The organism is Streptomyces sp. NPDC002156 (genome assembly GCF_053593675.1).
In genome coordinates, this window is record NZ_JBSFDA010000040.1 from 1 (window position 1) to 18,312 (window position 18,312).

Here is an 18,312-nt window from a genome sequence, read left to right on the forward strand (position 1 = left end):
GTACCACCGCGCAGGGCCCCGGTCGGCAGCCCTGCCCGTACAGCGCGTTCAGCGCGATAGGGGGGTCTGGGGGCGCAGCCCCCAGGGATGGGTATGGGTAGGGGCGGCGGGGGCGAAAACATCCAGGGGTGACGGTCACGCGGACATGGGGAACTCTTCGCCCAGGGCCCGGAAGACGCCCGTGTTGAGGGCGAACGCCTTCTTGCACTCCGCTACCATCCGCTGTCGCTCCAGCTCGTCCACCGCCACACCCGCCCCGTCCAGCAACTCGCGATACCCCCGCTTGAACGCCGCCGGGTTCGCGATCTCCTCGAAGACGTAGAAGCGGACACCGTCCCCCTTGCGGGCGAAGCCCCACGTCTTCTCGGCCCGGTCGCGGATGATCTGGCCGCCGGAGAGGTCTCCGAGGTAGCGGGTGTAGTGGTGGGCGATGTATCCGGCCGGCCACTCCCGGGCGCACTCGGCGACCCGGTCCGCGTACGCCCGCGTCGCGGGCAGTGCGGTGAGCGTCGCGCGCCAGTCGGGGCCGCGCAGATGCGCGAGGTCCTTCTCCAGCGCCGGCAGCCGCATCAGCTCGGGCTGGATGAAGGGACCCGCCACCGGGTCGGAGGCCAGCCGTCCGGCCGCCGCCTCCAGGGCCTCGTACACGAACCACAGCTGCTCGGTGTAGCGCGCGTACGCGTCCACGCCGAGCCTGCCGCCGAGCATGTCGCTCATGAACGTCGAGGTCTCCGCCTCCACGTGCTGCTCGTGCGACGCGGTGCGGATGACTGTCGAAAAGGAGTCCATGAGGCCTATCCTCTGAGGTAAGGCTAACCTAAGTCAATACCTTTACCGACTGGCTGTCGGTAAAAGCGTACCCAGAAAAGCAGCCAGCCCGCCCTCAAAGAGAAGGCGGGCTGTATGTCCGGTATGCGGATGGTGGGCGGGTCAGGGCAGCGTGAGGATCTCCGCGCCCGAGTCGGTCACCACGAGCGTGTGCTCGAACTGGGCCGTGCGCTTGCGGTCCTTGGTGACGACCGTCCAGCCGTCGTCCCACATGTCGTAGTCGTGCGTCCCCAGCGTCAGCATCGGCTCGATGGTGAAGGTCATCCCGGGCTGGATGAGGGTCGTGGCGTGGGGGCTGTCGTAGTGCGGGACGATCAGGCCGGAGTGGAACGAGGAATTGATGCCGTGGCCGGTGAAGTCCCGGACGACTCCGTAGCCGAAGCGCTTGGCGTACGACTCGATGACCCGGCCGATGATGTTGATCTGCCGGCCCGGCCTGACCGCCTTGATCGCCCGGTCCAGGGACTCCCGGGTGCGCTCGACGAGCAGCCTGCTCTCCTCGTCCACGTCCCCGACCAGGTACGTCGCGTTGTTGTCGCCGTGCACCCCGCCGATGTACGCCGTCACGTCGAGGTTGACGATGTCGCCGTCCCGCAGCACCGTCGAGTCCGGGATGCCGTGGCAGATGACCTCGTTGACGGACGTGCACAACGACTTGGGGAAGCCGCGGTAGCCGAGGGTGGACGGGTAGGCACCGTGGTCGCACATGTAGTCGTGCGCCACCCGGTCCAGCTCGTCGGTGGTCACCCCGGGCGCGATGAGCTTCGCGGCCTCCGCCATCGCCCGCGCGGCGATCCGCCCGGCGATCCGCATCGCCTCGATCGTCTCGGGCGTCTGCACCTCCGCCCCGGTGTACGGGGTCGGCGCGGGCTTCCCGACGTACTCGGGACGCCGGATGTTTCCGGGCACGGAACGGATGGGGGACAGGTCCCCTGGTACGAGCAGCGACTGGCCAGACATGACAGCGAGTTTAACGAGCCCGGGTGGGGGACGATGAACGTGGTGAAAGGAGCGTGGGCAATGGCCCTGTTCAAGAAGCGCACGGTGGGTAAACCGGGCGAGTGGTACTACTGCCTGGAGCACAAGAAGGTCGAGGAGGGGCCGGACTGTCCGGGCAAGGACCGGTTCGGCCCTTACGCCACTCGCGCGGAGGCCGAACACGCGATGGAGACGGCCCGCGAGCGGAACCTTGAGTGGGAGAACGATCCCAAGTGGCATGACTCGGCGTCGCGTGGGGACGAGGAGTGAGGTTTGGTTGTCGGCTGCGGGTTCGTCGTGGCTGGTCGCGCCCACGCGGCGGAGCCGCAGATCAGATACAGCCCCGCGCCCCTAGGGGGTTGCGCCTAGGCGCGTTGCAGACTCCCGTTGCTCCCGCAGCCGTATCGCGTGTTCGTTCGTGCGGACGTCGTAGCGCATCAGGCCCGGTAGGCACAGGGCCAGTACGCCCACGCCCGCCACGCACGCCAGGCCGCCCGACCACACCGACGTGCGCACCCCGCGCAACGCGGCCACGCCGCCTGCTCTGACCTGGCCGAGCTGGGGGCCGACCGAGTAGGAGAGCAGTTCGATGCCGGCGAGGCGGCCGCGTAGCTCGTCCGGGATGGTCTGGTTCCACATCGCGCCTCGGAAGATCCCGCTGACCATGTCGAAGCAGCCGCCCAGGAGGAGGAACAGCAGCACCAGCCATACGTTCCCCACGACCCCCGCCCCGGCTATCGCCAGGCCCCAGCCCGCCGCCCCGAGCACCACCATCCGCCCGTGCCGGTGCACCCGGGAGGTCCACCCGCTGGTGACGCTCACGAGCAGGGAACCGGCCGGGATCGCCGCGTACATCAGGCCCAGCGACCATTCGGCGTTCAGCTCGTCCGCCAGGAACGGGAGGACGGCCAGCGGCATCGCCAGGAACATCGCGGCCAGGTCGATGGCGTACGTCCCGAGGAGTTCCTTGCGGTTCCACGCGTAGCGGGCGCCCTCCGCGATCGACCGGAGGGAGGGTTTCGCGGCCTCGTGGGAGGCGGGGGAGGCGGCGAGCCCCACGACGAACAGCAGGGACACGGCGAAGGTCACGACATCGACGGCGTACGCCCAGCCGAGCCCCGCGTACGCCACGACCACGCCCGCGAGCGCCGGGCCCGCGACCCCGCCGACCGTCCAGCGGAAGGAGTTGAGCGCCGCCGCGGCCGGCAGCTGCTCGTGCGCCACGATCCTCGGCATCAGCGAGTCCAGCGCCGGCCGCTGCACCGACCCGAGGGCCGAGGTGAGCGCCGCGACGACGTACAGCGGCCAGATGAGGGGGTCGGGCAGCAGGGCGTTGACGAGCAGTGCGGCGCACAGCAGCCCCTGCCCGGCCTCCGTCCACAGGATCAGCTTCCGTTTGTCCGCCGCGTCGGCCAGCGCCCCGCCGTACAGCCCGAACACGATCAGCGGGACCAGCTCCACGGCCCCGATCGCCCCGACCGCGGCGGCCGACCCGGTCAGCTCCTTCATCTGCACCGGCAGCGCGACGAAGGTCAGAAAACTCCCGAAGTTGGTGATCAGCCCCGACAGCCAGAGCTTTCGGAAGTCGGGGGAGGCCCGCCAGGGGGAGAGGTCGGGGAGGAGGGCACGGAGCGCTGAGGTCACGTGGGGTCATGCTGAGCGGTGGGGTGGGGGCTGGGCAACTGCTTTTCACCAGCGGGACGGCGGCGGTGCCGTCAGGACATCCGCCAGCCTCGACAGCCGGTCACGGAAACTCCGCCGCCCTCGGACCACCGGCACCGAGTTCTCCCCGACCGCCGCGCTGACCAGGTGCTGCACCGTGTCCAGGTCCAGTTCCAGGCCCTCCGGCACCGCCAGCGACTCATGCGCCAGAGACACCAGCTCCCCCTCGCCCGACCCCAGCGCCAGCACCTTCACGCCGCTCCGCCGGGCGTCGAGAACCCGCTCCAGCAGGCCGCCGTCCACCCCCTCCGGCGCCACCATCAGTAACGTCTCACCCCGGCGCGCCGCCTCGATCCGCCCGAGGCCGTCCGACCGTACGAGCGTCGGGGCCAGCTCGGGCGTCCCCGACCACGCCGCCTCGTCCACGAGATGCGCCGCCAGGTGCCACGGCTCGTACGCCGGCGTGCCCGCCAACAGGAGTCCGCCCCCGTACGACACCACGGACCCCCGTAACGCCCCCGCGAACCTCCGCGTGGCCCCCAACCACTCGGTTCCCGCGAGCACTTCGCGCAACAGCGCGACCCGTACGGCGTCCATGACCGCGCATCCTGCCGCAACGGACAACTCGGGGCGCTCAATTCACAGTGTTTTCGCCCAACCTGGGTAAGGACACGAATCACTGTGCTCACCACGCACTCATCTTCCACGTAGGCACCTACTTACCGACTCACCGCCCCACCGAGGAGCCGCACATGACCGTCGAGACGAGCATCCCCTTCTGGTCCGGCCAGGAGGGCTACGCCAGTTACCGCATCCCGGCCGTCGTCGTCACCCACTCCGGCACCGTGCTCGCCTTCTGCGAGGGCCGGGTCAACTCCGCGTCGGACCACGGTCACATCGACATCGTGCTGAAGCGGTCCACGGACGGCGGCCGCACCTGGGGCCCGCTCACGGTCGCCGCCAACAACGGCGTCCATCTCGCGGGCAACCCCGCCCCCGTCGTCCTCGACACCGGCCGTATCCTTCTCGTGTACGTCCGGGCCTCGGGCGCGGTGACCGAGAAGGACATCCTGCTCGGCAACGTCTCGGCCGCCGACGGCCGCCGTATCTGGGTCCGCCACAGCGACGACGACGGCGTCAGCTGGTCCTCCTCCGTGGAGATCACCGACCAGGTCAAGCACGCGGACTGGCGCTGGTACGCCACCACCCCCGGCCACGCCATCCAGCTGAGCAGCGGCCGGGTCGTCGTCGCCGCCAACCACACGATCCCGCCCACCGGCGACGACCTGGGCAACGAGGCCAAGTACAACAGCGGCCACTGTCTGCTCAGCGACGACCGCGGCGAGAGCTGGTACATCGGGTACCTGGACGAGAACACCAACGGCTACATCAACGTCAACGAGACCACCGCCGCCGAACTCCCGGACGGCCGCGTCTACTTCAACACCCGCAACGACTCCCCGTCCCCCGGCAACCGCGCCGACGCCCACTCCACGGACGGCGGCCGCACCCTCGTCAAGCAGTTCCGCCCGCAGGCCGGTCTGCCCGCCCCCATCTGCCAGGGCAGCGTGCTCCAGTTCCGCGACCCCGACCTGCTCCTCTTCTCCGGGCCCGCCGATCCCGCCGCCCGCGCCCTGATGACCATCCGCGTCTCCACCGACGGCGGCACCACCTGGCGCCCGGTGCACACGGTGAACGGTCTGCCCGCCGCCTACTCCGACCTCGTCCGGATCGACGCCGACACCGTCGGACTCCTCTTCGAGACCGGCGACTTCGGCCCGTACGAGAGGATCCCCTTCCGGCGGGTGCCCGTGACCCAGCTCACCTGATCCCATGGGTGCCCTGGCACGGACGTAAAGTCGGCCCATGACCTCTACCGACAGTGCACAGACCCCTGCCCAGGCCCCCGCGAAGGCTCCTGCCAAGGACCCCTGGGACCTTCCCGACGTCTCCGGGCTCGTCGTCGGCGTGCTCGGCGGGACCGGGCCGCAGGGCAAGGGCCTCGCCTACCGGCTCGCCAGGGCCGGCCAGAAGGTGATCATCGGGTCGCGCGCCGCCGACCGTGCCCAGGCCGCCGCCGACGAACTCGGCCATGGGGTCGAGGGCGCCGACAACGCCGAGACCGCGCGCCGCAGCGACATCGTGATCGTCGCCGTGCCCTGGGACGGACACGGCAAGACCCTCGAATCGTTGCGCGAGGAACTGGCCGGCAAGCTCGTCGTGGACTGTGTGAACCCGCTCGGCTTCGACAAGAAGGGCGCGTACGCGCTGAAGCCGGAGGAGGGCAGCGCCGCCGAACAGGCCGCCGCCCTGCTGCCGGACTCCCGGGTCACGGCCGCCTTCCACCACCTGTCGGCCGTACTGCTCCAGGACCCGGAGATCGAGGAGATCGACACCGATGTGATGGTCCTCGGCGAGGAGCGGGCGGACGTGGAGATCGTGCAGGCGCTCGCCGGCCGTATCCCCGGCATGCGCGGCGTCTTCTCCGGGCGGCTGCGCAACGCCCACCAGGTCGAGTCCCTGGTCGCCAACCTGATCTCGGTGAACCGCCGCTACAAGGCCCACGCGGGCCTGCGCGTCACCGACATCTGAGTGGATGGGGGACACTGGACGGGTTTCCGTTTCCGGCAGTGTCCCCCCGACCGGTGTCCCCGACAGGAGAGCAGTCCACATGCCCCGCCTCGCCCTCTACGCCCTGGCCGTCTGCCTGCTCGCCGTGGCCGCCGCCGTCGTGTCCTTCGTCCAGGGCAACCTGCTGGGGATCGTGTGGGTGCTGCTGGCCGGACTGTCGTCCAACATGTGCTGGTACTACGTCCGGCGCGGCAAGCAGACCCACGGATAAACCGAAGCCAGAGGAGTTTCACCGCTTCGAAGGAAGCTGCCGGGCTTTCCCTGGAGATGCCGGCCGGCCGGTCATAGCGTCCTGCGGGTAGACGGATCGCCGCGATCCTCACTGTGTCCGGCAAGGAGTACCGCACCCCGATGACCGTGGACAGCAGCCCGGAAGTCCAGGCCGAGCCAGCAGTGCCGCAGCAGGCCCTCGGCACCGCCGCCGCCCGCAACCTCGCCACCACCACCAAGTCCGCCCCGCAGATGCAGGAGATCACCTCCCGCTGGTTGCTGCGGATGCTCCCCTGGGTCGAGACCAAGGGCGGCGCCTACCGGGTCAACCGGCGGCTCAGGCACACCGTCGGCGACGGGCGCATCGAGTTCGTCCAGGAGGGCGCCACGGTCCGGGTGATCCCCCGCGAACTCGGTGAACTGGCCCTGCTGCGGGGCTTCGACGACGTGGACGTCCTGACCGCCCTCGCCGAACGCTGTGTGCAGCGCGACTTCGCCGCCGGTGAGGTCCTCGTCGAGCGCGGCAGCCCGGCGGACCGGATCCACCTGATCGCCCACGGCCGCGTCAGCCAGTCCGGCGAGGGCCCGTACGGCGGGGCGGTCGCCATCGCGGTACTCGCGGACGGCGACCGCTTCGGCGAGAACGCCCTGCTGGACTCCGACGCCCGCCACGACTACACGGTCACCGCCGAGACCTCCGGCACTCTCCTCACGCTCTCCCGCGCCGACTTCGCCGCCGTACGGGAGGCCGCGCCCGGCCTTCGGGCCCACATCGAGGAGTTCGGCTCCGCCGCCCGGCAGCCGCAGAACAAACACGGCGAGGCCGCGATCGCCCTGTCGGCCGGTCATACCGGCGAGGCCGACCTGCCGGCCACCTTCGTCGACTACGAGCTGAAGCCGCGCGAGTACGAACTCTCCGTCGCCCAGACCGTCCTGAGGATCCACACTCGGGTCGCCGACCTCTACAACGGGCCGATGAACCAGTCCGAGGAACAACTCCGGCTCACCATCGAGGCGTTGCGTGAGCGGCAGGAGCACGAGCTCGTCAACAACCCCGAGTTCGGACTGCTGCACAACGCCGACTTCAAGCAGCGCATCCAGACGCACTCCGGCCCGCCGACCCCGGACGACATGGACGACCTGCTCTGCCGCCGCCGCGGCACCAAGCTCTTCCTCGCCCACCCGAGGACGATCGCCGCGATCGGACGCGGCTTCAACGCCTACGGCCTCTACCCGGACCACGTCGACCTCGGCGGGCAGTCGGTCCCGGCCTGGCGCGGGGTCCCGATCCTGCCCTGCAACAAGATCCCGATCAGCAGGGAACAGACCAGCTCCATCATCGCGATGCGCACGGGCGAGAAGAACCAGGGAGTCATCGGCCTGCGGCAGACAGACCTGCCGGACGAGGTCGAGCCGGGCCTCTCCGCGCGTTTCATGGGCATCAACGAGCAGGCCGTCATCTCCTATCTCGTCAGCACGTACTACTCCGCCGCGGTCCTCGTGCCCGACGCGCTCGGAGTACTGGAGAACGTGCAGATCGCCCGCACGCGGGACTGACGGCGCGCCGCGTCGAACAGGTCGACGCCCCCGCTCGTCCCTCCACAGCAAGGAGCAACAGATGCCCGACACCGGGCCCCTCGGACCACCCGTGCCCGAGCGGCGGCCGGGGCCGTCCACCACCACGCCGGTCCTGCCCGCCAGGCCTCCCGAACCCGTCGTCCCCCCGGTCCTCGGCGGGCCGACCGGTCTGGGGACGGCCTCACTGTCCCTGGCCAGTGCACCGCGTCCACCGGCCGCACCTCCACCTCCCGTACCTCCACCTCCCGTACCTCCACCTCCCGTACCTCCACCTCCCGTACCCGTCGTCGAGCGGCGGGTCCTGGGCGGGCCGACCGGTCTGGGGACGGCCTCCCTGTCTCTGGCCCGCACACCCGACCCGGTGCTCCCCACTCCCGCGCCACCCGCCGAGGGCAAGGCTGTTCCCGGCCTGTACCACCACTCCGTCCCGGAGCCCGACCCGGTGCGCGTCGAGGAGGTGAGCGGCCGGATCAAACGCTGGGCCGAGGACGAGGTCCAGCTCTACCCCGAGGAGTGGGAAGGCCAGTTCGACGGTTTCTCCGTTGGGCGGTACATGGTCGGCTGCCACCCCGACGCCCCCACCGTGGACCATCTGATGATCGCCACCCGGCTGATGGTCGCGGAGAACGCCGTCGACGACTGCTACTGCGAGGACCACGGCGGTTCACCCGTCGGTCTCGGCGGCCGTCTCCTTCTCGCGCACACCGCGCTCGACCCTCTCCACACCACCCCGGAGTACGCACCGGAGTGGCAGACGTCGCTCGGCTCGGATCCGCCGCGGCGCGCCTATCGCAGCGCGATGGACCACTTCGTCCGCGCGGCCACGCCCTCCCAGGCCGACCGCTTCCGGCACGACATGGCCCGGCTGCACATGGGCTATCTCGCCGAGGCGGCCTGGGCCGAGACCGACCATGTCCCGGAGGTGTGGGAGTACCTGGCGATGCGCCAGTTCAACAACTTCCGCCCCTGCCCCACCATCACCGACACCGTCGGAGGCTACGAACTCCCGGCGGACCTGCACGCACAGCCGGAGACACAGCGGGTCATCGCGCTGGCCGGCAACGCGACCACCATCGTCAACGACCTGTACTCGTACACCAAGGAACTGGCCAGTCCCGGCCGGCACCTGAACCTGCCCGTGGTGATCGCGGAACGCGAACGGCTCTCCGAGCGCGACGCGTATCTCAAGGCGGTCGAGGTCCACAACGACCTCATGCACGCCTTCGAGGCGGCAGCGGCCGACCTCGCCGCGGCCTGCCCCCTGCCCGTCATGGCGCGCTTCCTCAAGGGTGTGGCCGCCTGGGTCGACGGCAACCACGACTGGCACCGCACCAACACCTACCGCTACACCCTGCCCGACTTCTGGTAATCGAACGGACGAACGGAAGCCTCTGTGACCACGGATATCACCCCCGCCCTCTCCACGATGATCCCGGCCCCGGCGACCCCCTATCAGGGGGACATCGCCCGGTACTGGAACAGCGAGGCGAGGCCGGTGAACCTGCGCCTCGGTGACGTGGACGGGCTCTACCACCATCACTACGGCATCGGCGCCGTCGACCACACCGCGCTCGGCGACCCGGAGGACAGTGAGTACGAGAAGAGGCTGATCGCCGAGCTGCACCGGCTGGAGTCCGCCCAGGCCGAGGTTCTCCTGGACCACCTCGGCCCCGTCACGGCCGACGACACCCTCGTCGACGCCGGGTGCGGTCGCGGCGGATCCATGGTCATGGCCCACCAGCGCTTCGGCTGCAAGGTCGAGGGTGTCACGCTCTCCGCCACGCAGGCCGACTTCGGCAACGGGCGGGCACGCGAGCTGCGGATCCAGGACCACGTCCGCTCGCGCGTGTGCAACATGCTCGACACGCCCTTCGAGAAGGGTGGCGTCGCCGCCTCGTGGAACAACGAGTCGACCATGTACGTCGACCTGCACGACCTGTTCGCCGAGCACTCCCGCTTCCTCAAGGTGGGTGGCCGGTACGTGACCATCACCGGCTGCTGGAACCCCCGTTACGGCCAGCCGTCGAAGTGGGTCTCGCAGATCAACGCCCACTTCGAGTGCAACATCCACTCCCGTCGTGAGTACCTGCGGGCCATGGCCGACAACCGGCTCGTGCCGCAGACCGTGATCGACCTGACTCCCGACACCCTGCCGTACTGGGAACTGCGGGCCACGTCCTCGCTGGTCACCGGGATCGAGGAGGCGTTCATCGAGTCCTACAGGGACGGTTCCTTCCAGTACGTGCTGATCGCGGCCGACCGCGTCTGATCCCAACAGGCGCCCGGGACGAAGCCCCGTTCACCCCGACACGTCAGCCGATGGTGGACGGGGCGTGGCCGGGGCTTCGACATTTCCGCAGGTCTTCGCAGGTCAGGGCGTACATCCGATGTTCGTGCCATTGTCCCGGAGGAAGCTGAACACAGAGTTGTACAAGTACTGACCGCAGTACGTGTCGAACTGGTCGATCCCCAGGCCGCGCAGCACCGAGTCGATCACGTCGAAGAACGCGCTGTTCACCTCGGGGATCCACAGCACCGCGAACACGAACAGCAGCCCGAACGGCGCGAACGGCTCCACCTGACGCTTGACCTTGTACGACAGCCAGGGCTCGATGACCCCGTAGCCGTCGAGGCCGGGCACCGGCAGGAAGTTCAGGATCGCGGCCGTGACCTGGAGCAGCGCCAGGAAGGCGAGCGCGAACCGGAAGTCCGTCGGCACCCCGTCCAGCGCGTCCAGCCAGAACGGCGCCGTGCACATCACCGCGAACAGAACGTTGGTCAGCGGCCCCGCGGCCGAGATCAGACTGTGCTTCCACCGCCCCCGGATCCGCCCCCGCTCGATGAAGACGGCGCCGCCGGGGAGCCCGATCCCGCCCATGATCACGAAGATCACCGGCAGGACGATGCTGAGCAGGGCGTGTGTGTAGGCGAGAGGATTGAGGCTCAGGTAGCCCTTCGCCCCAACGGTGATGTCACCCCCGTGGAACGCGGTGCGTGCGTGTGCGTATTCGTGCAGGCAGAGCGAGACCACCCAGGCCGCGGTGACGAAGAGGAAGACGGCAAGCCCTGGAGACGACGCGAAGCCCGTCCATACGGCCCACCCGGCCACCGCCGTGATGGCAGCGATTCCGAGGAAGACAGGGCTGATTCGCTGCTCTGTCGTAGGAGAGGTGGTGGTCATGGGCAGGTCTCCTGGTATGTGGCGGCCATGCTTAAGGAACGGCGACCGTAACAGCGGACGTGGGGACAACGTCTCGCGAGGCTGTGAGTTCCCGGAACGGACACGTCTGGGTGGGATCGTCTGTCCCGACCGTCGCAGGCCCGACTATCCCAGGTACTTCGCAAGTCGCTTCTGGAAGTCTTCGGGGATCTCCGGGACGTGGCCGCCGCCTCCCTGAGGGTGGCATCTGATGGTGATGCCGGCGTGGACCAGATCCTCGCCGATTTCGCTGATGCCCATGCTCTGCCACCGCTCGGCGAAGGTTTCACCGAGTGGCACGAACTGCCAGTGGTCCTCATCCGCGCAGTGTGACGATTCGCCTGATTCGCCGTTGGCTCTGGTTTGCTGGACGTAAACGCGGCGCGTGACAGGGGTGTTTCCCACAGCTTGGAGCAGCATGCGCAGGACCGGAGTGACGATTTCCTCGTCGGGCAGGAACACGTAGCCCGGGCATGCGGGGGAGGCGACGCGTGAAAGGCAGCGGATCTTCTCGGTGCTCCGGAACGTCCCGTCCTTGCGTCGCTTCCTGGTCGTGTGGAGTTGAAGGTTCTTTCCACACCCCCCGCACTTGATCACATTGAGGAGTGGGGTCCTGGGAGTTGACGAGCGTCGGCCGATCGGCGAAGCCGAATCGGCGAGGGCGTCCTGCAGAAGGTCGAACACTTCTTGGTCCAGCACACCCTCGGCCACACGGATGGGCCGGCCGTCCTGATCGTGAACCAGGACGCGCTTCTTGTATTTTTTCCCGGGGACGTCCTCGCTGCGTGTCTTCAAGCCCAGCAGGGTGGGGGACGTGAGGATTCCCTTCAACGTGCGGGGGTACCAGACGAAGTCCTTGCCGGACTTGTTTCGTAGATAGGTATCCGCAGGGGACGGCACCGCCCGTTCCTCGAAGTCCCGGCAGATGGCGTTGACCGACTCGCCGCCGATGACGCGTCGAGCGGCCTCCCGGACAATGTCAGCGGTCTCTGGGCTGATTTCCAGGTAGCGGGCACCGTCCTTCGCATAGGTGCGGTAGCCGAAGGGCGGTGAACTGCCGCCCCACCTGGTGGACGTGAGCAGGTGCGCACGCGACGAGGCGACCCGCTCGGCAGCGGCACGGGCTTCCATCTCGGCGAAGGTGGCGATCATGGTGGCTGTCGCCTGTCCTGTCGGACTCGTGAGGTCGAACGGTTCGGTGGCGGATACCAACCCCTTGCTCCCATGACTTTCCGCCCACTTGATCATCTGGTCCAGATCGCCGACTCTGCGAACGAACCGATCGAGTCGCCAGAAGACGATGACGTCGAAATCCGGGGCACGGTCGTCGAGCCATCGGGACAACTCCGGGCGCTTCCACGGAGGTACTGCGCTGGCGGAGACGGCAAGGTCCATGGCAACGCCGACGACCTCCCAGCCGCGAAGGAGGGTCCGTCCCCGCACCCCTTCCAGCCCGTCCGGCGTTTGAGGACGAGGCCGTTCAGGCCGAAGCGGGGGTCTGGGGGCGGCAGCCCCCAGGGATGGGTACGGGTAGGGGCGGCGGGGGCGAGATTCGCTTGTCGGTGGTCTGTAGGTGGTTTGTCGGTGGGGAGTGTCAGGTTGAGGGCATGACGCGAATCGACAATCACCCCGCCGACGGGGCCGAACGTGCCGTTTCCGTGCGGGGGCTGGTCAAGCACTACGGCGAGACCAAGGCTCTGGACGGTGTTGACCTGGACGTCCGGGAGGGCACCGTGCTCGGGGTGCTCGGGCCCAACGGCGCCGGCAAGACCACCCTCGTACGCATCCTGTCCACCCTGCTGCAGCCGACCTCGGGGCAGGCGACCGTCGCCGGATACGACGTCCTGCGCCAGCCCCGGCAGCTGCGGCGGGTCATCGGACTCACCGGCCAGTACGCCTCCGTCGACGAGAAGCTCCCGGGCTGGGAGAACCTGTACATGATCGGGCGGCTGCTCGATCTGTCCCGCAAGGACGCCCGTACCCGGGCCGACGAACTGCTGGAGCGGTTCTCGCTCACCGATGCCGCCAAGCGGCCCGCGAGCACCTATTCCGGCGGCATGCGGCGGCGGCTCGATCTCGCCGCCTCCATGATCGGCCGGCCTGTCGTCCTGTTTCTCGACGAACCCACCACCGGGCTCGACCCCCGGACCCGCAACGAGGTCTGGGCCGAGGTCAAGCGCATGGTCGGCGACGGCGTGACCGTACTGCTCACCACCCAGTACATGGAGGAGGCCGAGCAGCTCGCCTCCGAGCTGGCCGTCATCGACCGGGGGAAGGTCGTCGCCGGCGGTGCCATCGACGAGCTGAAGGCGAAGGTCGGCGGCCGTACCCTGCGGATCCGGCCCGCCGATCCACTGCAACTGCGCCCGCTCGCCCGCGACCTCGACGACCTCGGCATCACCGGCCTCGCCACCACCGCCGTGGACAGCGCGAGCGGCACCGTCCTGGTGCCGATCCTGAGCGACGAGCAGCTGACCGCCATCACCGGCGCGGTCGTCGCGCGCGGTATCACCATCTCCTCCATCAGCACCGAACTGCCCAGCCTGGACGAGGTGTTCCTGTCCCTCACCGGCCACCGTGCCGGTGCCCCGCTGGACGACGACGCCACGCCCGCCGACACCCGAGAGGAGGTCGCCGTATGAGCGCCGCGACCGCAACCGTCAATCAGAACGAGATCGACAGGGACTCGCGTGTCAAGGACGACGGGCGTATTCCGCTGCGCGCCCATCTGCGGCACACCGGCGCCCTCGTCCGCCGCAACCTGCTGTGGATCCGGCAGGACCCGGAGTCCATGTTCGACGCGCTGCTGATGCCGATCGTCTTCACCCTGCTGTTCGTGTTCGTCTTCGGCGGCTCGATCGGGCAGGCCCTGGGCGGCGGGCAGGACGGGTACGTGCAGTACGTGATCCCCGGCATGATCGCGATGATGAGCATGACGCTGTCCCAGGGCGTCGGCACCGGGTTCTGCCAGGACTTCAACTCCGGTGTCATGGACCGCTTCCGGTCCCTGCCGATCGGGCGCGGCTCGGTGCTGTTCGCGAAGATCTCGGTCGAGTTGGTCCGGATGCTGTTCGCGACCACCGTGCTGATGATCGTGGCCGTTCTGGTCGGCTTCGACATCAACCACTGGGTCGGCCTGTTCGCGGCCGTGGGCCTGGCCACGCTGTTCGCCTCGTCGATCATGTGGGTGTTCCTCACCCTGGGCGTGGTCATGAAGAGCGCGCAGTCCGTGCAGGCGATGGGGTTCCTGGTGCTGTTCCCGCTGCAGTTCGGTTCGTCGATCTTCGCGCCGACGCAGTCGATGCCGGGCTGGCTCCAGGCGTTCACCGACTACAACCCGCTGTCCACGCTCGCGGACGCGGCGCGCGGACTGATGGTGGGCGGCCCGGTGGCGCACGACCTGTGGGTGACCATCGGCTGGTCGGTGGCGATCACGGCGGTGATGGCGCCGGTCGCGATCCACAAGTTCCGTACGAAGAGCTGAGAGAGCCGGTTTCAGAGGAGGGCGGTCGCCTGCTCCGCGGAGAGTCGGCCGCCCTCCTCGTACGCCGCCTCGTACTCCTCGTCGGTGAGCAGGTCACGGATGGCTCGGACGGCGCGGGTGCGGACCTCGCGCTCCATGTGCCCGGGAATGTGGCCGGGCGGCAGCAGCGCGTCGGCGGCGCCCAGGCAGCGGGCGGCGTCGCGGGCGTGGCTGCCTCCGTCGAGACCGGCGAGGGCCACGGCGCCGGTGGTCAGGAAGGAGGTCTGGAGTTGGGGGGCGATGTTGCGGGACAGCGCGTCGTCGGCCCGGGCCAGCGCCTCCCTCGTCTTGGCGAGGGACTCCTCGTGCCGTCCCTCCACGACGTCCAGCCAGGCCTCCGAGCCGAGGATGAACGCGTCGAAGATGACGAAGGAGGCGGCTCTGAACTCCTGGCGCACCAGCCGGATCTGCTCACGTGCCTCGGGGACCCGGTCGGTGATGCCGAGATAGGCCGTGAGGAAGAGCCGGGCGGCGGGCAGGGCCTCGTTGACCATCCCCTCCGCCTCCTTGATCACCTGGCGCAGCAGCCGTTCGCCCTCGTCGGTCCGGCCGGCCTCCAGGAACACGTTGCCGAGGCGGGCGGCGAGTACGGTCTTCTGGGCGCGGGCGCCGAGTTGTTCGGCCAGTTCCATCGCGTCGGCGAAGTCGGTGGCGGCGCTGTCGTACGCGGCCTTCTTCTCGTGGGCCTCGCCGCGCGCGGAGAGCGCTTCGGCGGCGCCCCAGTCGTCGCCGAGGCGGCGGAAGATCTCCAGGGCCTCGTCGGCGTCGCGGGTCGCGTCGCCGGCCCAGTCGCTGCGGTTGGCGAGGACGTTGGCGCGCATCTGGAGACAGGCGGCGAGTTCCCACTCGAAGCGGGGGGCCGCGTCGCGGCAGGTGCGCACGGACTCGTCGACGATGACACGGAGCCGGTCCATGTCGCGGGTGAGCATGACGGCGTAGAACCAGAGGAGGCCGGGGTAGCGGCAGGTCTGGGGGGCGCCGGGTTCGTAGACGCGGGTGATGGCGTCCAGTTTCTGTTGGGCCTCGGGGGTCTGCCAGGACTCCAACTCCATGTCCATGCAGGCGAGATGGATGAGGTGGACGCCGCGCCGGGCCTCTTCGAGGACGTCGTCGCGCCAGGGCGGCGGGGTGTCCGTGCAGCGCTCCCAGAGGGGCGGTGCCGGGCGGATGGGGAGGGCGAAGGGGTCGGGGCCGAGGTTCATGACCTCGCGGGACCAGTTGCGGGCGGCCAGCCGCAGGTCGCGCATCTGCCAGTACCAGGCGATCGACAGGACGAGGCAGAGCGCCTCCTGTTCGTCACCGGTGACGACGGCGTGCCGGAGAGCGGCGCGGATGTTCTCGCTCTCCTCCTGGAACACGTCGAGGGCGGCGCGCTGGCCGGAGCCGCGCAGCAACGAGTCGGTGGTGCGGGCGAGTTCGCGGTAGTACGTGAGGTGCGCGCGCTCGGCCTCGGGCCGGTCGCCGGACTCGTCGAGGCGGGTACCCGCATACTCCGCGACGGTCTCCAGGAGCCGATACCGCATCCCGCCGCTCTCTCCCGAAGGGGCGGCCACGACAAGGGACTTGTCGACGAGCGAGCCGAGCGCTTCGAGGGCGACGGGGCCGCACACGGCCTCGGCGGCGGCGAGGTCGCAGCCGCCCGCGAAGACGGACAGCCGCCGCAGGACGTCCCGTTCGTCCTCGTCGAGCAGGTCCCAGGACCAGTCGACGACGGCCCGCAGGGTCTGCTGGCGAGGCAGGACGGTACGGCTGCCGGAGATCAGCAGCCGGAACCGGTCGTCGAGGCGGTCGGCGATCTGCCGCAGCGACAGCATCCGCAGCCGGGCGGCGGCCAGTTCGATGGCGAGGGGCAGCCCGTCGAGCCGTCGGCAGATCTCGGCGGCGGCCGCCGGATCGTCCTCGACGCGGAATCCGGGCCGGGCGGCGGCCCCTCGGTCGGCGAGCAGCCGTAGCGCGACGGGCTCGGGCAGCGGTTCGACGGGACGCACCAACTCCCCCGGTACGCCCAGGGGTTCACGGCTGGTGGCGAGCACGGTAACTCCCGGGCAGCGCACCAGCAGCTCCGCGACGAGCCGCGCGGCGGCGTCGACGACGTGCTCGCAGTTGTCGAGGAGGATCAGCATCCGCCGGTTCGCACAGTGCTCGACGAGCCGTACGAGAGGGTCGTCGTGGCGGTCCGCGGAGGCGACGCGCAGTTCCTCGGCGCCGGCCCCGCGCAGTACGGTCTCCCGCGCCCCGACAGCGGTGAGCACGGCCTCCGGCACGGCGTCCGGATCGACGACAGGCGCGAGTTCGGCCAGCCACACCCCGTCCGCGGCCCGGTCCCGCCCACCGTCCCGTGCCGCGTCCCGCACGGCCTCGGCGGCCTCCTGCGACAGCCGCGTCTTGCCCGCCCCGCCGGGCCCGAGCAGGGTAACCAGCCGGGCGACGGCGAGGTCCCCCCGGATCGCCTCGATGTCGGCCTCCCGACCGACGAAGGAGGTGAGCCGGGCGCGGAGGTTGCCCGGGGGCGGGGGTTGGGGGACGGCGGGCCAGGGCTGCGGGGCCGCCGGGGACTGAGCCTCGACACGGTGCGCCGGGCCCGTGGCCGCTGTCGGCCCGGCCGTCCCGGCATCCCCGGAGGCCGCCATCGCCCCTGCGGCCCCGCCGGCCCCGCCGGCAGTGTGGTCCGGGTGGCGCGGGGCGCCCGGTGCGGAGTCCTCTCCCTGGCTGGCCGGAGCCCCCGGTCCGGCGGAGAAAGCGTGCGTCCCCGATCCGCTTGGCGCGTGAGTCGCGCCCGGGCCGAACGGGGCGGAGACCCCGTCGTCACCGACGTACACCGTGCCCCTGCCCACCCCGCGCGATATGTCGTCCGGTCTCAGCAACTCCGCGTGCAAGGACCGCAGTTCGGGGCCCGGGTCTGCGCCGAGGCTGTCTGCCAGGAGGGTGCGTACGTCCTCGTAGGCGGCCAGGGCCTGGGCTGGGCGGCCCGTGTCTCGGAGGGCGCGTAGGCGGAGGGCCTGGAGGGGCTCGTCCAAGGGGTGGCTGTCGCACAGGGCGGTCAGTTCGGGGAGGGACTGTTCCGCGGCGCCCAGGGCCAGGGCGGCGGTGAGGCGGGCGCGGCGCGTGTCCAGGCGGCGGGTCTCCCAGCGGGCTGCCTCGGCGGTGCGGTCGGGGAGGTCGGCGAGGGCCGGGCCGTGCCACAGGGCGAGGGCGTCGTCGAGGACGACGGCGGCCTTGGCGGGGTCGCCGTCGGCCAGCGCGCGCTTGCCCTCGTCGGCCAGCCGCCCGAACCGGTGCAGGTCGACGTCGTCCGGCGCGGCGCACAGCCGGTAGCCGCCCTCGGCGGAGGCGATCGCGTCCGGGCCGAGCGCACGGCGCAGCCGGCCGACCAGTGCCTGGAGCGCTCCCTGTGCGTCGGCGGGCGCGTCCCCGTTCCAGACCTCCTCTACCAGGACCCCCGCGGCCACGGTCCGGCCGGGCCGCAGCGCGAACACGGTCAGCAGGGCGCGCAGCCGTGCTCCGCCGACCGGGACGGAGGTGCCGTCGGGACGGAGTGCCCGGGTGGTGCCGAGGATGCGGTAGCGCACGGGTCCATTGTCACTTGCCTTAGCCCAGAGGGAGCAGGGGATAGGCAGGCGCGGCGGGGGCGGAAAAGAATGGCGCAGCCCGCCGATGGGGGAAGTCGGCGGGCTGCTGTGGTGCCGCAGTGGCTTGTCCGGTC

Annotated in this window: 16 protein-coding genes; 9 read left to right on the forward strand and 7 right to left on the reverse strand. The window is 70.1% G+C overall.

Annotation, left to right across the window (positions count from 1 at the left end; all coding sequences use genetic code 11):
• Window positions 1-135: 135 nt before the first annotated feature.
• The gene (locus tag ACWCRB_RS18595) at window positions 136-789 is read right to left on the reverse strand and encodes a biliverdin-producing heme oxygenase (RefSeq protein ID WP_450997077.1); all 654 of its coding nucleotides are present in this window, start codon (window positions 787-789) and stop codon (window positions 136-138) included.
• Window positions 790-930: 141 nt separating this feature from the next.
• Complete coding sequence (gene map / locus ACWCRB_RS18600; RefSeq protein WP_369030813.1) at window positions 931-1,788, reverse strand: type I methionyl aminopeptidase; 858 nt, start codon at window positions 1,786-1,788, stop codon at window positions 931-933.
• Window positions 1,789-1,848: 60 nt separating this feature from the next.
• Between map and ACWCRB_RS18605 the strand changes: the two genes are divergently transcribed.
• On the forward strand, window positions 1,849-2,076 hold the full coding sequence (locus ACWCRB_RS18605; RefSeq protein WP_450997078.1) for a hypothetical protein: 228 nt from the start codon (window positions 1,849-1,851) through the stop codon (window positions 2,074-2,076).
• 81 nt (window positions 2,077-2,157) lie between these two features.
• On the opposite strand, the gene ACWCRB_RS18610 is transcribed toward ACWCRB_RS18605, so the two are convergent.
• Both ACWCRB_RS18610 and ACWCRB_RS18615 read right to left on the reverse strand, forming a co-directional pair.
• The gene (locus ACWCRB_RS18610; RefSeq protein WP_450997079.1) at window positions 2,158-3,450 is read right to left on the reverse strand and encodes an MFS transporter; all 1,293 of its coding nucleotides are present in this window, start codon (window positions 3,448-3,450) and stop codon (window positions 2,158-2,160) included.
• A 45-nt stretch (window positions 3,451-3,495) separates the two neighbouring features.
• A complete protein-coding gene (locus ACWCRB_RS18615; protein WP_450997080.1) occupies window positions 3,496-4,065 on the reverse strand; it encodes a hypothetical protein in 570 nt (189 codons plus the stop codon).
• 155 nt (window positions 4,066-4,220) lie between these two features.
• On the opposite strand from ACWCRB_RS18615, the gene ACWCRB_RS18620 reads away from it, so the two are divergent.
• The 6 genes from ACWCRB_RS18620 (at window position 4,221) to ACWCRB_RS18645 (ending at window position 10,156) form a co-directional block, all read left to right on the forward strand.
• Entirely contained in the window at window positions 4,221-5,297 is a 1,077-nt protein-coding gene (locus ACWCRB_RS18620; protein ID WP_450997081.1) for a sialidase family protein, read from the forward strand.
• A gap of 37 nt (window positions 5,298-5,334) precedes the next feature.
• On the forward strand, window positions 5,335-6,060 hold the full coding sequence (gene npdG, locus ACWCRB_RS18625) for an NADPH-dependent F420 reductase (RefSeq protein WP_369030818.1): 726 nt from the start codon (window positions 5,335-5,337) through the stop codon (window positions 6,058-6,060).
• 4 nt (window positions 6,061-6,064) lie between these two features.
• The gene (locus tag ACWCRB_RS18630; RefSeq protein WP_235479640.1) at window positions 6,065-6,310 is read left to right on the forward strand and encodes a hypothetical protein; all 246 of its coding nucleotides are present in this window, start codon (window positions 6,065-6,067) and stop codon (window positions 6,308-6,310) included.
• 140 nt (window positions 6,311-6,450) lie between these two features.
• Window positions 6,451-7,866: a family 2B encapsulin nanocompartment shell protein gene (locus tag ACWCRB_RS18635; RefSeq protein WP_450997082.1), complete on the forward strand. Its 1,416-nt coding sequence runs from the start codon at window positions 6,451-6,453 to the stop codon at window positions 7,864-7,866.
• 61 nt (window positions 7,867-7,927) lie between these two features.
• Complete coding sequence (locus tag ACWCRB_RS18640; protein ID WP_450997083.1) at window positions 7,928-9,256, forward strand: family 2 encapsulin nanocompartment cargo protein terpene cyclase; 1,329 nt, start codon at window positions 7,928-7,930, stop codon at window positions 9,254-9,256.
• A 57-nt stretch (window positions 9,257-9,313) separates the two neighbouring features.
• Window positions 9,314-10,156: a geranyl diphosphate 2-C-methyltransferase gene (locus ACWCRB_RS18645; RefSeq protein ID WP_443046091.1), complete on the forward strand. Its 843-nt coding sequence runs from the start codon at window positions 9,314-9,316 to the stop codon at window positions 10,154-10,156.
• A gap of 102 nt (window positions 10,157-10,258) precedes the next feature.
• Here ACWCRB_RS18645 and ACWCRB_RS18650 read toward each other — a convergent pair whose 3' ends face one another.
• Window positions 10,259-11,068, reverse strand: a complete 810-nt coding sequence (locus tag ACWCRB_RS18650; RefSeq protein ID WP_450997084.1) for a site-2 protease family protein — start codon at window positions 11,066-11,068, stop codon at window positions 10,259-10,261.
• Between the two features lie 144 nt (window positions 11,069-11,212).
• Window positions 11,213-12,529 carry a recombinase family protein gene (locus ACWCRB_RS18655; protein WP_450997085.1) on the reverse strand — a complete coding sequence of 439 codons (1,317 nt, stop codon included), beginning with the start codon at window positions 12,527-12,529 and terminating at the stop codon, window positions 11,213-11,215.
• Window positions 12,530-12,693: 164 nt separating this feature from the next.
• Here ACWCRB_RS18655 and ACWCRB_RS18660 point away from each other — a divergent pair, with 164 nt between their 5' ends.
• Window positions 12,694-13,728, forward strand: coding sequence for an ATP-binding cassette domain-containing protein (locus tag ACWCRB_RS18660; protein WP_450997086.1), 1,035 nt, complete (start codon window positions 12,694-12,696; stop codon window positions 13,726-13,728).
• Complete coding sequence (locus tag ACWCRB_RS18665) at window positions 13,725-14,570, forward strand: ABC transporter permease (RefSeq protein WP_450997087.1); 846 nt, start codon at window positions 13,725-13,727, stop codon at window positions 14,568-14,570. Before ACWCRB_RS18660 ends, ACWCRB_RS18665 begins: the two co-directional genes overlap by 4 nt.
• 11 nt (window positions 14,571-14,581) lie before the next feature.
• Here ACWCRB_RS18665 and ACWCRB_RS18670 read toward each other — a convergent pair whose 3' ends face one another.
• A complete protein-coding gene (locus ACWCRB_RS18670) occupies window positions 14,582-18,178 on the reverse strand; it encodes an AfsR/SARP family transcriptional regulator (protein WP_450997088.1) in 3,597 nt (1,198 codons plus the stop codon).
• Window positions 18,179-18,312: the final 134 nt, after the last annotated feature.

Excerpts from the sequence above, each read along its gene's own strand:
- ACWCRB_RS18665 (WP_450997087.1), top strand. The coding sequence starts at position 13,725 with ATGAGCGCCGCGACCGCAACCGTCAATCAGAACGAGATCGACAGGGAC.
- ACWCRB_RS18615 (WP_450997080.1), bottom strand. The coding sequence starts at position 4,065 with ATGGACGCCGTACGGGTCGCGCTGTTGCGCGAAGTGCTCGCGGGAACC.
- ACWCRB_RS18635 (WP_450997082.1), top strand. The coding sequence starts at position 6,451 with ATGACCGTGGACAGCAGCCCGGAAGTCCAGGCCGAGCCAGCAGTGCCG.
- ACWCRB_RS18660 (WP_450997086.1), top strand. The coding sequence starts at position 12,694 with ATGACGCGAATCGACAATCACCCCGCCGACGGGGCCGAACGTGCCGTT.
- map (WP_369030813.1), bottom strand. The coding sequence starts at position 1,788 with ATGTCTGGCCAGTCGCTGCTCGTACCAGGGGACCTGTCCCCCATCCGT.
- ACWCRB_RS18605 (WP_450997078.1), top strand. The coding sequence starts at position 1,849 with ATGGCCCTGTTCAAGAAGCGCACGGTGGGTAAACCGGGCGAGTGGTAC.
- ACWCRB_RS18630 (WP_235479640.1), top strand. The coding sequence starts at position 6,065 with ATGGGGGACACTGGACGGGTTTCCGTTTCCGGCAGTGTCCCCCCGACC.
- ACWCRB_RS18640 (WP_450997083.1), top strand. The coding sequence starts at position 7,928 with ATGCCCGACACCGGGCCCCTCGGACCACCCGTGCCCGAGCGGCGGCCG.
- ACWCRB_RS18595 (WP_450997077.1), bottom strand. The coding sequence starts at position 789 with ATGGACTCCTTTTCGACAGTCATCCGCACCGCGTCGCACGAGCAGCAC.
- ACWCRB_RS18620 (WP_450997081.1), top strand. The coding sequence starts at position 4,221 with ATGACCGTCGAGACGAGCATCCCCTTCTGGTCCGGCCAGGAGGGCTAC.
- npdG (WP_369030818.1), top strand. The coding sequence starts at position 5,335 with ATGACCTCTACCGACAGTGCACAGACCCCTGCCCAGGCCCCCGCGAAG.
- ACWCRB_RS18645 (WP_443046091.1), top strand. The coding sequence starts at position 9,314 with ATGATCCCGGCCCCGGCGACCCCCTATCAGGGGGACATCGCCCGGTAC.
- ACWCRB_RS18650 (WP_450997084.1), bottom strand. The coding sequence starts at position 11,068 with ATGACCACCACCTCTCCTACGACAGAGCAGCGAATCAGCCCTGTCTTC.